At 70.5% G+C, this 13,104-nt stretch carries 15 protein-coding genes, 1 tRNA gene and 1 pseudogene; 10 read left to right on the plus strand and 7 right to left on the minus strand.

Annotation, left to right across the window (positions count from 1 at the left end; translation table 11 throughout):
• Window positions 1-27 precede the first annotated feature (27 nt).
• Together ACGH7X_RS19555 and ACGH7X_RS19560 are read right to left on the minus strand one after the other, a co-directional pair.
• Window positions 28-855, minus strand: a complete 828-nt coding sequence (locus ACGH7X_RS19555; protein WP_399886679.1) for a glycosyltransferase family 2 protein — start codon at window positions 853-855, stop codon at window positions 28-30.
• A gap of 256 nt (window positions 856-1,111) precedes the next feature.
• Window positions 1,112-1,474, minus strand: a complete 363-nt coding sequence (locus tag ACGH7X_RS19560; protein ID WP_399886680.1) for a DUF6344 domain-containing protein — start codon at window positions 1,472-1,474, stop codon at window positions 1,112-1,114.
• Between the two features lie 338 nt (window positions 1,475-1,812).
• Between ACGH7X_RS19560 and ACGH7X_RS19565 the strand changes: the two genes are divergently transcribed.
• Window positions 1,813-1,941, plus strand: coding sequence for a DLW-39 family protein (locus ACGH7X_RS19565; RefSeq protein ID WP_003999697.1), 129 nt, complete (start codon window positions 1,813-1,815; stop codon window positions 1,939-1,941).
• 178 nt (window positions 1,942-2,119) lie between these two features.
• Window positions 2,120-3,451, plus strand: a complete 1,332-nt coding sequence (locus ACGH7X_RS19570) for a hypothetical protein (protein ID WP_399886681.1) — start codon at window positions 2,120-2,122, stop codon at window positions 3,449-3,451.
• 17 nt (window positions 3,452-3,468) lie between these two features.
• On the opposite strand, the gene ACGH7X_RS19575 is transcribed toward ACGH7X_RS19570, so the two are convergent.
• Entirely contained in the window at window positions 3,469-5,013 is a 1,545-nt protein-coding gene (locus ACGH7X_RS19575; protein ID WP_399886682.1) for a serine/threonine-protein kinase, read from the minus strand.
• An 86-nt stretch (window positions 5,014-5,099) separates the two neighbouring features.
• The gene (locus ACGH7X_RS19580; RefSeq protein WP_399886683.1) at window positions 5,100-5,648 is read right to left on the minus strand and encodes a helix-turn-helix domain-containing protein; all 549 of its coding nucleotides are present in this window, start codon (window positions 5,646-5,648) and stop codon (window positions 5,100-5,102) included.
• A 180-nt stretch (window positions 5,649-5,828) separates the two neighbouring features.
• Between ACGH7X_RS19580 and ACGH7X_RS19585 the strand changes: the two genes are divergently transcribed.
• Window positions 5,829-5,901 (plus strand) — tRNA-Ala (locus ACGH7X_RS19585).
• A 40-nt stretch (window positions 5,902-5,941) separates the two neighbouring features.
• Here the strand turns inward: ACGH7X_RS19585 and ACGH7X_RS19590 are convergent.
• Window positions 5,942-6,130 (minus strand): annotated as a pseudogene (locus tag ACGH7X_RS19590) (hypothetical protein); the annotation flags it as partial.
• 170 nt (window positions 6,131-6,300) lie between these two features.
• On the opposite strand from ACGH7X_RS19590, the gene ACGH7X_RS19595 reads away from it, so the two are divergent.
• Entirely contained in the window at window positions 6,301-7,077 is a 777-nt protein-coding gene (locus ACGH7X_RS19595; protein ID WP_399886684.1) for an isoprenyl transferase, read from the plus strand.
• A 107-nt stretch (window positions 7,078-7,184) separates the two neighbouring features.
• On the opposite strand, the gene ACGH7X_RS19600 is transcribed toward ACGH7X_RS19595, so the two are convergent.
• Entirely contained in the window at window positions 7,185-7,883 is a 699-nt protein-coding gene (locus ACGH7X_RS19600; protein ID WP_399886685.1) for a DUF5324 family protein, read from the minus strand.
• A 320-nt stretch (window positions 7,884-8,203) separates the two neighbouring features.
• On the opposite strand from ACGH7X_RS19600, the gene ACGH7X_RS19605 reads away from it, so the two are divergent.
• Both ACGH7X_RS19605 and ACGH7X_RS19610 read left to right on the plus strand, forming a co-directional pair.
• Complete coding sequence (locus ACGH7X_RS19605) at window positions 8,204-8,737, plus strand: peptidylprolyl isomerase (RefSeq protein ID WP_399886687.1); 534 nt, start codon at window positions 8,204-8,206, stop codon at window positions 8,735-8,737.
• Between the two features lie 103 nt (window positions 8,738-8,840).
• A complete protein-coding gene (locus ACGH7X_RS19610; RefSeq protein WP_399886688.1) occupies window positions 8,841-9,731 on the plus strand; it encodes a rhomboid family intramembrane serine protease in 891 nt (296 codons plus the stop codon).
• A gap of 277 nt (window positions 9,732-10,008) precedes the next feature.
• Here the strand turns inward: ACGH7X_RS19610 and crgA are convergent, their stop codons facing one another.
• The gene (crgA, locus tag ACGH7X_RS19615) at window positions 10,009-10,263 is read right to left on the minus strand and encodes a cell division protein CrgA (RefSeq protein WP_399886689.1); all 255 of its coding nucleotides are present in this window, start codon (window positions 10,261-10,263) and stop codon (window positions 10,009-10,011) included.
• A 150-nt stretch (window positions 10,264-10,413) separates the two neighbouring features.
• On the opposite strand from crgA, the gene ACGH7X_RS19620 reads away from it, so the two are divergent.
• The 4 genes from ACGH7X_RS19620 (at window position 10,414) to ACGH7X_RS19635 (ending at window position 13,099) form a co-directional block, all read left to right on the plus strand.
• Window positions 10,414-11,193, plus strand: a complete 780-nt coding sequence (locus ACGH7X_RS19620) for a DUF881 domain-containing protein (RefSeq protein WP_399886690.1) — start codon at window positions 10,414-10,416, stop codon at window positions 11,191-11,193.
• 81 nt (window positions 11,194-11,274) lie between these two features.
• On the plus strand, window positions 11,275-11,436 hold the full coding sequence (locus ACGH7X_RS19625; RefSeq protein WP_043382636.1) for a hypothetical protein: 162 nt from the start codon (window positions 11,275-11,277) through the stop codon (window positions 11,434-11,436).
• Complete coding sequence (locus ACGH7X_RS19630; protein WP_399886691.1) at window positions 11,433-12,071, plus strand: aminodeoxychorismate/anthranilate synthase component II; 639 nt, start codon at window positions 11,433-11,435, stop codon at window positions 12,069-12,071. Before ACGH7X_RS19625 ends, ACGH7X_RS19630 begins: the two co-directional genes overlap by 4 nt.
• The gene (locus ACGH7X_RS19635; protein WP_399886692.1) at window positions 12,068-13,099 is read left to right on the plus strand and encodes a class E sortase; all 1,032 of its coding nucleotides are present in this window, start codon (window positions 12,068-12,070) and stop codon (window positions 13,097-13,099) included. Before ACGH7X_RS19630 ends, ACGH7X_RS19635 begins: the two co-directional genes overlap by 4 nt.
• Window positions 13,100-13,104: the final 5 nt, after the last annotated feature.

A 13,104-nucleotide genomic window follows, 5' to 3' on the forward strand; every position in this document is an offset into this window, starting at 1 on the left:
GGCCCGCAGCGATGCCGCCCCACCGGTTCACGGACGCGCGCGCGGGCCGTCGGCACCGTCCGGCGGACGCCACCCGAAGGAGGCCAGAGCCCTCGCCCTGGCCTCCACCACCGCCATCCGGGCATCGCGTTCGGCGGGGTCCACATGGCCCGCGTGGCCGGTCACCTGGCCCTCCCACTTGCGGTAGAAGAGGCCCACCTCCCCGGAGAACCACCCCCGGCTCACGGAGTTGAGCGCGAGCAGCAGACCGGTGTCCTCGGACGCGGGCAGGGCCATCCAGCCGCCGAGGGCGAGCAGCAGAGCACGCCGTACCAGGAGCGTCGCCGGGTGGACCTGGGCGCGGAAGCCGTTCGCCTTCCAGAAGTCGAGCACCGCCCCGCGCTCGATCGGCCCGTGCTCCGGGTCCCCGGGGAAACCGGCCGTCGAGCCGTCGGGCAGGAGGTCCAGGACCCGCGAGGTCGCCCAGCCGAGCGCCGGGTCGGCCTCCAGGGCGGCCAGGTCGCGGGCCAGGGCTCCCGGGGCGAGCCGGTCGTCGGCGTCCAGGACCTTCACGTACGCGCCGTCCACGTGGGCCAGGGCCATCGTGCGGGCCACCCCCGGCCCGCCCTGCCGGTCCTGTCGCCCCTGGTGGAAGACGACACGAGGATCGTCGGGCACATACGGCCGGACGTCCCGCGTACGGCCGTCCTCCTGGATCACCCAGCGCCACTCCCAGCCCTCGGGCAACTCCTGTGCGCACAACGACGCGTGGGCCTGCGGCAGGAAGTGGGCCGAGGGACCGTGGACGGCCGTGACGACGACGACGCGCCGGTTCACGGCGGCAATCGTCGCGTGCCGGAGGTCGTCCGCGATCATTTCGTACGCCTTTGGCACTCGCACTCAGGGTTTCGGTCGGTCGTCAGGTCCGTCGTCCGGTCGGTCGTCAGGTCCGTCGCCCGGTTCGTTGTCGCGCTCGCAGGCTACAACTCCTGAAGAGGGCCCGAGGAGCCGAGGGCCGTCGTCCCGCACACGGCGGCGGCCCGGCTGCTCTGTCGAGCCGCCGGGCCGTTTCTCGCGTGTGGTGCTGTACGCAGATCGCCGTTACGTCAGGGTCGGGGGTCTCGCGGCCCGCTCAGCGCTGGAGCGGGGCGGTGTGCTGGTCCGGAGACTCGGCGACGGTGTCGTCGCACTGGGGGGCGACGGCCGTGGCGGTGGCGTCGGCGAGCGGGCGGTGACGGCAACTGGGCGCCGCCCCGTGGGCCTCGGCGCGGATGCGCTGCTTCATCGTGGGGGGCAGGGAGCCGGTACGGGACCAGGACCAGGGGACCGAGGCCGCGGGCGCCTCCTGCGGGGAGGCGCTCTCGGCGTTGCTGTGCGTTCCGGTCTGCGGTACGGCCGCGGAGGCCGTCGTCGTGATGAGTCCGAGCGCCGTGCACAGCGCGAGGAAGGCGGTGACGATGGTGGTCCACAGCGTCATGACCTTGTTCCGGGCCATAACCCCTCACTTTCGGGTTGGGCGATTTGCGTACTTTCCTCATGATGTGTATGTGGGCCGCGAAGTGGTGGACCTCGGTCCGTGGCGCGTCGATGTTCAGATGAACACCACCCGAATAGCCGCAGGGCGCTGTAAAAGGTGCGCAGACGGGAGGGAAGAGGGCAAAAGTCGCCGCGTGTAGGGGTGCGATCACCCTCCGATCGGAACGGCTGCATCCGCTTCTAGAGGGTTCCGGCGACGGGCAGTTGACCGCCGACGCAGGTCACCGATCGGTATCGGCCGGTGTGTATAGTCGGGCGCCAGAGGTCCCCTACGTCAAGGAAAGACGAGGTCGCGCGGTGAAGAAGCTTCTCCTGGTCGCACTGGCCGCCATCGGCGGGCTCCTCGTGTACCGCCAGATCCAGGCGGATCGCGCCGAGCAGGATCTGTGGACGGAGGCGACTGACTCCGTGCCCACGGGTTCGTGAGTACGACCGACATCCGGTCCTGAGCAGACCCCGGCCGTCAAACGGTCGGGGTTTTGTGTTGCCCGGCTCCGCGCGCCGGGCGCGGGGGTGCGGGAGCGCGGGGGTGCGCGGCAGGATGGGGCACGGTCCGCGCGGGGCGGGCGGCGACAGAGCCGGTGGACGCGAGGGGTGGCGGGTCATGGGACGGTGGTGTACGGCCTGGCGGCGCGCCGGGACGGGGCGTGACCGGCCGACGGTGCCCGCGCGGCTGGCCGTCGTGACCGCCACTGTGGCCACGACCGTCGCACTGGCCACGACCGCCGCCCCGCCCGGCGCTGCGGCTCTCGCGGCCGGTGCGCCCGCCGGATACGACTTCGCCGACGACGCCCGCCGGATCACGGGCGCGAGCGCCGCCTCGGAGGCCGAACCGCTGGAGGCCGGCGCCACGTACCGCGGCTCCCTGCCGAGAAACGGCACCCTCTACTACCGCCTCGAACTCGACGCCGCCTCCGACGCCTACGTCTCCGTCACCGCCGTACCCGGACCCGACGGCGAGGTCACCGCCGTCGACGGCATCCGCGTCGCCGTCCAGGACGCCGACGGCGGCTCCTGCTCCTCCGACAGCGCGACCTTCGGCGCCGCCCACAGCCCCCGCCCGGTCACCGCCTGGGGCATGCGCGAGATCACCCCCGGCGCCAACCGCTGCCAGGACGCCGGCACCTACTACGTCACCGTCGAGCGGACCCGGCCCCAGGACTCCCCGCCGGACGACTGGGACCTGGAACTCACCGCCGCCACCGAACCCCGCCCGCGACAGGACGGCGCGACCCGTGCACCCGAGACCTGGGACTCCGCCTCGCCCGAACCCCTCGCCGGCGAGCCGGAACGCCGGCCGGGCGGCAATGGCTTCGCCCACGCCACCGCCGTTGGGCAGGGCGTATGGCAGGATGCCATCCGTCCCGGCCAGACCCTCTACTACAAGGTGCCCGTCGACTGGGGCCGCCAGGTGTACGCGACCGCCGAACTCGGCGGCTCCGGCGACGCCTCCGGCTACGCCACCAGCGCCCTGCGACTGGCCCTGCACAACCCCGTGCGCGGCGAGGTCGACGACGCCGCCAAGGGCTACACCGGCCGGCCGGCCACCGTCGGCCTCGCCCCCCTGCCACCCGTGGCGTACCCCAACCGGTACGCCACCTCGGGACAGGTCGGCGCACTGCGGTTCGCCGGCGACTACTACGTCGTGGTCCACCTCGCGGCACAGGTCGCCGACGACTTCGGCGAGGGCCCCTTCGACCTGACCCTGCGCGTACGACTCGGGGGAGCACAGCGGAGCGGCCCCGACTACGCGGGAAAGTCCCGGCCCGAGGGCCTCTTCGAGGTCTCCGCACAGGACCGGGCGACCGCGCCGGAGAGCGGGTCCACCGGCGAGAACCTCACCATGAAGGCGGTCGCCGTCGCCGGGATCGGAACCGGCAGCCTGCTGCTCCTGGCCCTGGCCCTGTGGACGGCGGCGGCCCGGCGCCGACCCTAGGGCCCGCCGGGCCGCACTCAGATACGGGCCAGCGCCCAGAAACCCACGGCATAGCAGGCCAGCGCCAGCAGCAGCAGCGGCACCGCCACCCGCGCCGGCGGACCCGAACGGCGCCGCCGCCGACCCCCGCGGTGCTGCACGGGAGAGGCGCTCTGCGCGGACCCCGCGGTGTACGCGGCGGTGGGAGCGTCGGCAGGCCGGGGCGGGGACGGCGCCAGAGCCCGGGCGGGAAGCGGCGGCACGTGCGGCGGCATGCGCGGCGGCTGGTCCGGGGACCAGTCCTGGGACCGGTACTGCGGGCTGCCCGTGAAGACCGGGCTCTGCGCGGACGACCGCGCATCGGCCGCCGACCCCGAGGTGACGGTCGGCTGCGGAGGCGGCAGCTCAAAACTGCCGGTCTCCGACATGCCGCCCGGCCGCCCGGAGTCGGCAGTGGCCTCCGACGGCGTGCCGGCCGCGGCAGGCGGAGTACCGGTCGCCGCCGGAGTGGAGGGCGTCCAGGCGCCGGCGGGCGGTGTGCCGCCGGGCAGCGGACCGGCGGGCGCCGGTGGGGTCCGGTCCGGGGCCGGCGACGGGTCGCCCGGGGTCGCCGCGGTCCAGGGCGGCGCGGCGGCCGGAGCCGCACCCGGTCCGGCCGGCCGTCGCGGGTCCGTCGCCACGTCGTCCACCCCCGACGCCCGCTTGAGCGGACCGTCGGCGCCGAACCCCGACGGCAGCGGCCCGACCTGATCGAAGATCTCGATCAGCTCGTCGTCGGGACCGGGCTCCGGCAGCAGCTCCGCCGCCGCGGCCAGCGCCTTGCGCGCCCCCGTCGCGGTACGGAACCTCGCCGGCGGATCCGGCTGCACCAGCGTCGCCACCACCTGCCACAGCGGCTCCGGAATCCCCTGCGGCGCGGGCGGCGTACCACGCTCGGCGAAATGCTGCACGAGCGCCTTGGCGTCCGGCTTGGCCCCCTCCAGCAGATACAGGGCCACAAGACCCACCGCGAACAGGTCCGCCGGAAAATCCGGCTCCGCGCCCATCATCTGCTCCGGCGCGAGATAACCAGGCGTCCCCACCACGAGGTTGGTCTCCGTCAGCCTCGGCTCACCCAGCCGCATCGCGATACCGAAGTCGGACAGCCTCAGCCGCGGACGGCCCGTCCCCGTCGCCTCAAGCAGCAGATTGGCCGGCTTGATGTCACGATGCACGACCCCCTCCCCGTGCACCGCCGCCAGCCCCGACAGAAGCTGGTCGAGCAACGTGCACACGAAGGCCGGCGGCAGCGGACCGTAGTCCCCGACCAGGTGGACCAGCGAACCGCCCGTGACCAGGTCCATCGTGAACAGCACCTGATCGTCGTCGGCCGCCCAGCTCGCCGGCGCCAGCACATGGGGATGATCGATCCGCAGCGCCTGCTCACGCACGAACCGCAGCAGCGAATGCGCGTCCCGCTGCTGGAGCACCTTGGCGGCCACATAACGCCGGCGCCGGTGATCCCAGGCACGCCAGACGGCACCGACCCCACCGCGGCCGATCGGGTCGACCAGCTCGTACCGACCCGCGAAGACCTCACCCATGGCTGTGCGCCGCTCCTCCCCTGGGACCTGTCGCGCCACTCCCGCGGCCCGGCCGCCGACCCCCTCGCGGCGACCGGACCCCGGGATCAGTTCTGGTGGGACTGGTAGTGCGCGACCGCGTCCGAGGTACGACCCGCGCCATAGACCCGCAGGAACTCCGCCAGCTCCGGATGAGAGGAGGAAAGGGAGTCCGCCGCGTCGATGATGTCCCCCGCGGCCGCCACCGAACGCAGCAGCGACTGGATCTCACGGACCACCCGCTTGACCGTGGGCGCGCCCGAACTGGTCGTGGTCGTCGTGGTGTTGTTGAGCACCGAGCCCCCCTGGGACTTCTTGATCTCGTCCATGCGCTCCGTCGCCTCGGCCGCGCTCACACTGCCGTCCGCGACCTGCCCCGCCAGGTCCTGCAGCAGCTGCACCCGCTGGACCACCGCGGGATTGCCGATCTTCGCCCGCTGGCCGCTCATCAGCTGCGACAGCATCGGCGCGGACAGCCCCAGCACCCCCGCGAGACGAGCCTGGTTGAGACCGAGATCATCGATAAGCCTGCGGAAGAGCGCCCCCAACGGCTCCCCGTACCAGTTCCGCTGCAGTTCCCGCGCTCTTGCGGTGGCTTCCTGCTGTGCGGCGTCCATTGCGTCTCCCCATCGCTTCCCCAAAAACCGCAGTTCGCTCCAGCGAACCACGCCGAGCATCTTACGGAGCGTGGTCGTTCCCCGGGAGCCCCAATCATTTGTGAGATACGGGGGGCGACCCGGTACTCTTGTCCGCGGCGACCGGCGGTCCGCGACACCACGACCGACGCCGCCTCCCAAGGGGCCTTAGCTCAGTTGGTAGAGCGCTGTCTTTGCATGGCAGATGTCAGGGGTTCGACTCCCCTAGGCTCCACCGTCAAGAGCGCCTCCGACCTGCGGAAACGTACGGCGGAGGCGCTCTGTGCGTTCCTCGGGCCGAACGCGGGTATCCGTCCGCTCCACCCCGGCGGCACGGAGACCTTCCTCACCGTCCGCGCCCGCGCGGCACCCCCGACAACGCACGCTCCAACCGAATGATCATCAACGACCGTACGGAAAGGGCCTGTTGAGAACGCGGAACAACCCTCCGGCTCACGCGACACAACCGGAACGGACCCACAAACGGACCGATCTCGGCGCCCCGGCAGTGCTGTCTGCTCTTGATATCGTCACCCCACAGGGCATCAGCGCCACACCCCCGCGGGGCGGTGCCACGTGGCTCATCGCCGTCGGAGCCGTCCGGTCGCTACCGACGAGGTGGAAGGGGTAGACCATGCGGGCGAAGGTACGGGCCGCTCTCGACGCGCTCTATATGAAGCGGCTGGTCAGAGAGCTGGAAGGACGCCCACGCCCCCAGCACATCGGCATCATGCTCGACGGCAACCGCCGGTGGGCCAAGATGTCCGGCATCGCCGACCCCCGCGAGGGCTACCGAGCCGGCGGGGCGAAAGTGCTGGACTTCCTGCGCTGGTGCGACTCCGCGCAGATCGAGCACGTCACCCTGTTCATGCTCTCCGACGACAACCTCCACCGGCCCGAGGAGCAGCTGGAACCGCTCATCGACATCATCGCCGAAGTCGTCGAGCAGCTCGCCGCACCCGGCAACCCCTGGCCCGTGGAAGCCGTCGGCGCCCTGGACCTGCTGCCCGCCGAGTCCGCGAGCCGCCTCAAGACCGCCACCGCCGCCACCCAGGACCGCAAGGGCGGCACCAAGGTCGACGTCGCCGTGGGCTACGGAGGCAGACGCGAAATCGTCGACGCCGTGCGCTCCGCCCTCACCGAGCACAGCTCCCAGGGCGGCGACATCGACGAGTTCATCGAGACCTTCACCATGGAGCACATCTCCAAGCACCTGTACTCCAAGACACGGTCCGAGTCCGACCTCATCATCCGCACCTCCGGCGAACAGCGCCTCTCCGGATTCCTGCTCTGGCAGTCCGCCTACGCCGAAGTCCACTTCTGCGAGACCTACTGGCCGGACTTCCGCGAGATCGACTTCCTGCGCGCCCTGCGCTCCTACTCCCTGCGAGAACGCCGCTACGGCCGCTGAACGCCCGTTTCACGTGAAACATCGCCGCGGGGCGGGAGACTGGAGAGTCTCCCGCCCCGCGGCGGTTGGAAAACTGATCGACGCCGGCCCGGCGAGGATGCGGAGGATCAGCGGGGCTCTTCGCCCTCCGCCTCCTCCTGCGCCTGCTTGGCCTGCACCTCGGGATCGAGAACCGCCTCCCCGGTACCGTCCACCGACGTCAGCCGCCCCGACTCCGGAACCTCCGTCGCCTCCGGCGGCTCCACCAGCCAGTCCGGGTTGGCCTGCTTGTCCCACCACTTCCAAGCGGCGAAGGCACCGCCCGCGACGACACCCACCACCGCCAGGACCTTGGCGACACGACCGGCCCTCGCCCGTCGCTGATGCCTGCGCGTCAGCCTCTGAATCTCCTTCGCCGTCACCTGACCCCGCAAAGCGGCCAGCGCCGCAGCGCCCCGCGCCGTGGCCTCGTCCCTCACCGGGCCGGCCGCGGCCACCGCCTGCTCGATCATCGGGCGTGAATAGTCGGCCGCCTGCCGAGCGGCCAGACGCGTACGGACGGCAGCCTCCTGAGCGGCCGCGTCCATCTTCGGCGGCACATGCGTACGGGCCTGCTCCAGCCGCGGCGCGACACGCACGCCGTACTGAAGACGAGCCTGATCTGCGGCCTGCGACACCTTGGGCGCCAGCCGTACGCGCGCCTCCTGTGCATAGTGAGCGGCCCTGTCCTTGGCCGTGTCGGCGTAGGGCGCCACCGCTTCCGCGGCGTGCAGCACGCTGTCCTTCGCCGAACCGGTCGCGGCGCGCACGCTGTCGATGCGGGTCACGGGTTCCTCCTCCTCGGTGGCGTACGGTAATTCGACTTTCCACCCTTTTACGGATCATGCCTGCGGACGCACCGCCAGGCATGTGAGGGCGGGCATCCGGGTCACGGACGATGCCTCCGGGCCCTCTGGGGCAAGTGGTGATGAAGTTGCGAACAAGAGCCGATCAACGTCAATAACGGATGAATACCGGGCAACGCGATCCCGCCCACGACAATGCCACGGATCCACGCCCCGCGCTCGTGACCCAGCGGGATGAACTACGAACGCACCCCCGCCCGTGCGAGGATCGGGGCGCACAACAGGACGACGGAAGGCACCCCGTGGCCGAGCAGCTCTACGCCACCCTGAAGACCAACCAAGGTGACATCGAGGTGCGGCTGCTGCCGAACCACGCACCCAGAACGGTCAAGAACTTCGTCGAGCTCGCCCGCGGCGAGCGGGAGTGGACCCACCCCGCCACCGGCGAGAAATCCACGGCCAGGCTCTACGACGGCACCGTCTTCCATCGCGTCCTCAGCGGCTTCATGATCCAGGGCGGCGACCCCCTGGGCAACGGCACCGGCGACCCCGGCTACCAGTTCGCCGACGAGTTCCACCCCGACCTCGCCTTCGACAAGCCCTACCTACTGGCCATGGCCAACGCCGGCCCCGGCACCAACGGCTCGCAGTTCTTCATCACCGTCTCCCCGACGACCTGGTTGAACCGCAAGCACACGATCTTCGGCGAAGTGACCGACACCGCCAGCCAGAAGGTCGTCGACACCATCGCCGCCACCCAGACCAACCCCCGCACCGAACGCCCCGTCAACGACATCGTCATCGAGACGGTCGTCGTCGAAACCCGCAACGGCTGACCCACCTCCGCACCGGGCAGGAACCAAACGCCCCGCCCAACCGTAAAGAAGGGCGGGGCGGTGCATCTGCACACACCGCCCGCAGGACGACCGAGGGGAAGCCATGGACCACGCAGCCGCCGGCCCACCGGACGCCCAGAGCCCGCCCGGCTGCTACCGCCACCCGGACCGCCAGACCGGCATCCGCTGCACCCGCTGCGAACGCCCCATCTGCCCGGACTGCATGGTCAACGCCTCCGTCGGCTTCCACTGCCCCGACTGCGCCGCCGGCCGCACCGGCGGCAACGGACCCGCCCCCGCCGCCTCCCGGCCCCGCACCCTCGCCGGCGGCACGGTCGCCGCCGACCCCCACCTCCTCACCAAGATCCTCATCGGGATCAACGCGGCGGTGTTCATCGCCGTCCAGGCGCTCCCGTCGTCCTTCCTCAGCGACATGGTGCTCATCGGACGCTGGCCCCCCGCTCCCTTCGCCCCGACCGAGGGCGTCGCGGAGGGCGAGTGGTACCGCCTGGTGACCACGATGTTCACCCACGAGGAAATCTGGCACATCGGCTTCAACATGATCAGCCTCTGGTTCCTCGGCGGCCCCCTGGAAGCAGCCCTCGGCAGAGCCCGCTACCTCGCGCTCTACCTCGTCTCCGGCCTCGCCGGCAGCGCCCTCACCTACCTGCTGGCCTCACCCACCACGGCCACCCTCGGCGCCTCCGGCGCGGTCTTCGGCCTCTTCGGCGCCACCGCCGCCCTCGTGCGCCGGCTCAACGCAGACATGCGGCCGGTCGTCATCCTGCTGGCGATCAACCTCGTCTTCACCTTCACCTGGGCCAACATCGCCTGGCAGGCCCACATCGGCGGTCTCGTCGCCGGCGGCGTCATCGGCTACGCCATGCTCCACGCCCCGCGCGAGCGGCGGACGCTCGTGCAGTACGGCTCCTGCGCGCTGGTCCTCGTGGCCGTCGTCGGCGTGACGCTGTTGAGAACGGCCCAGCTCACCTGAGCGTTCCCCCGTTGTCCACAGCGGATGTCGGAGGGTGTCGGATCTTGTGCACAGCGTGCGGGAACACATGTGCCCCCTGTCGCTGACCAGTGTTATTGCAGGTCAGGCAGGGGGCGAACATGTTTTCGGAACCTGGGTCCAGCCGGTACTTCCGTCACACCGGCGTCAATGCCCGGTGGGTTATCCACAGATCGTCTTTCTTTTCCCCATGTGGATAACGCCTGTGGATAACTCCGTGGATAGCCCTGGGCAGAGCTACTGAGGAGCTACCACCGGGCTACTTCCACTGCGTCGAGACACCGAATCCGGCGGCGATGAAGCCGAAGCCCACCACGATGTTCCAGTTGCCCAGGGAGTCGATGGGCAGTGAACCGTCGGTGACATAGAAGACGACGATCCAGGCGAGGCCGAGGACGAACATGGCCAGCATGACCGGCGCGACCCAGCCGCGGCTGGTCAGCTTGATGCTGGTCGCCTGCTTGGAGGGCGGCGGCGTGTAATCGGCCTTCTTGCGGATACGTGACTTCGGCACGAGGGTCTCTCCTGTCGATGCGCTGCGTGGCCGCGCAGGGAACGGGGGTCGGTCTCGGGGGCGGCGTACATGGGACAAGGGGACTCTGAGCGCTCCCCCGGGCGTCCGTTAGCGTAGTCCTTCCGTGGCGCCGAAGGAGATAAGGGTACGTTGAGCAATTCTGCCGACTCCCCCGGGACGGGATCCAGTCCTGCCCGCGGCCGCCGTTTCCGGCCCGTGCGCGTGCTCACGGCGGCCGTCTTCGCTCTCGCGGGTCTCATTTTCTTCACCAGCTTCAATACCGCGAAGGGCACCAATATCCGTACGGACGCCTCTTTGCTCAAGTTGTCCGATCTCATCCATGAGCGCAGCAGGGAGAACGGCGGGCTGGAGGAGTCCAACGCGGACCTGCGCGAGGACGTCGAGTCGCTGGCGGAGCGCGACGACGGACGGACGAAGTCGCAGGACGACGAGTTGGCGGCGCTGGAGAAGAAGGCGGGTACGCAGAAGCTGAAGGGCGAGGCGATTTCCGTCACGCTCGACGACGCCCCGCCGGACGCCACCGCCAAGCTCCCCGGTTATCCGGAGCCGCAGCCCGACTACCTGGTGATCCACCAGCAGGACCTCCAGGCGGTGGTGAACGCGCTGTGGCAGGGCGGTGCCGAGGGCATCAGGGTCATGGACCAGCGGTTGATCTCCACCAGTGCGGTGCGCTGCGTCGGCAACACCCTGATCCTTCAGGGCCGCGTCTACTCGCCGCCGTACAAGATCCAGGCGGTCGGTGACCCGGAGCGGCTGAAGGACGCGCTGGCGGCGTCGCCGGCGATCCAGAACTACATGGTGTACGTCAACGTGTACGGGCTCGGCTGGAAGGTCGAGGACGACGGGAAGGTCACGCTGCCCGGCTACTCGGGCACGGCGGACCTGCACTATGCCCAGCCTGTGGATTGAGGCCGTTCCGCAGGGCCCCGCGCCGCTAGTCTGGTGCGGTACGGCGTGATTGCGGCGTCGTGGTGCGACGGAAGGGACGGCATGTACGGCTGGATCTGGCGGCATCTGCCGGGGAACGCGTGGGTGAAGGCGCTGCTCTCGCTCGTGCTGGCGGTGGCCGTGGTCTACGTCCTCTTCCAGTACGTCTTTCCGTGGGCCGAACCGCTGCTTCCCTTCAACGATGTGACGGTGGACAACCAGTGAGCGCGCGCATCCTCGTCGTCGACAACTACGACAGCTTCGTCTTCAACCTGGTCCAGTACCTCTACCAACTCGGCGCGGAGTGCGAGGTGCTGCGCAACGACGAGGTGTCGACGGCGCACGCCCAGGACGGCTTCGACGGCGTACTGCTCTCTCCCGGTCCGGGTACGCCGGAGCAGGCGGGGGTCTGCGTCGACATGGTCCGGCACTGCGCGGCGACCGGGGTGCCGGTCTTCGGGGTGTGCCTCGGCATGCAGTCGATGCAGGTGGCGTACGGCGGTGTGGTGGACCGGGCGCCGGAGTTGCTGCACGGCAAGACCTCGCCGGTCGAGCACACGGGCAAGGGTGTCTTCGCGGGTCTGCCCTCCCCGTTCACGGCGACGCGGTACCACTCGCTGGCGGCGGAGCCGGGCACGGTGCCGGCGGAGCTGGAGGTGACGGCCCGTACGTCCGACGGGATCGTGATGGGGCTGCGTCACCGTGAACTGCTCGTCGAGGGCGTGCAGTTCCATCCGGAGTCGGTGCTGACCGAGCACGGGCACCGGATGCTGGCCAACTGGCTGGTGGAGTGCGGCGACCAGGACGCGGTGGCGAGGTCGGCGGGGCTCGCCCCGGTGGTGGGCAGGGCCACGGCGTGACCGCGCTGCGCCCCGAGCGGGACTCCGGCACGGCCGGTGACCAGGGGGCCTCGTACGGGCAGCCGTACGGGGATTCCGGTGCGCTCGGGGACGGCTGGTACGAGGATTTCGCCTCCGTCGCCTCCGTCGGTCCCGTCGACGAGGAGACGGTGGCGCTGCGGATCCCGGAGCCTCCGCCGCAGCGGACGACGACCGAGACTCCGTCCGGCGGCCGTGCGGCGCGCAGGAAGGCCGCGAAACGGCGTCACGGGCGCCGTGGGGCGTCCGGGGGCGGGTCGGCGGGGGATGGAGCGGAGGACGCCCCGAAAGCGCCTCTGTCGCGCGTGGAGGCACGTCGTCAGGCGCGCGCCCGCAAGCCCGGCCCCGCGGTGATCGCCAGTCGTGCCATTGGTGAGATCTTCATCACGACCGGTGTGCTGATGCTGCTGTTCGTCACGTACCAGTTGTGGTGGACGAACGTGCGGGCGCACGCGCAGGCGGACAAGGCGGCGAGCGACCTCCAGGAGGACTGGGCGAGTGGCAAGCGCAGTCCGGGGAGCTTCGAGCCGGGGCAGGGTTTCGCGCTGCTGCACATCCCCAAGCTGGACGTGGTGGTGCCGATCGCGGAGGGCATCAGCAACAAGAAGGTGCTGGACCGCGGCATGGTCGGGCACTATGCGGAGGGCGCGCTGAAGACGGCGATGCCGGACGCGAAGACGGGCAACTTCGCGTTGGCGGGGCACCGCAACACGAAGGGCGAGCCCTTCCGGTACATCAACAAGCTGCAGCCGGGTGATCCGATCGTCGTGGAGACCCAGGACGACTACTTCGTCTACAAGATGGCGTCGATCCTGCCGGTGACGTCGCCGAGCAACGTCAGCGTGTTGGATCCGGTTCCGAAGCAGTCGGGCTTCAAGGTGCCGGGTCGGTACATCACCCTGACGACCTGTACGCCGGAGTTCACGAGCAAGTACCGGTTGATCGTCTGGGGCAAGATGGTCGAGGAACGGCCGCGCAGCAAGGGCAAGCCGGATGCGCTCGTCAGTTAAGGGCG

This window comes from Streptomyces sp. BBFR51 (assembly GCF_044591655.1).
Classification (GTDB): domain Bacteria; phylum Actinomycetota; class Actinomycetes; order Streptomycetales; family Streptomycetaceae; genus Streptomyces.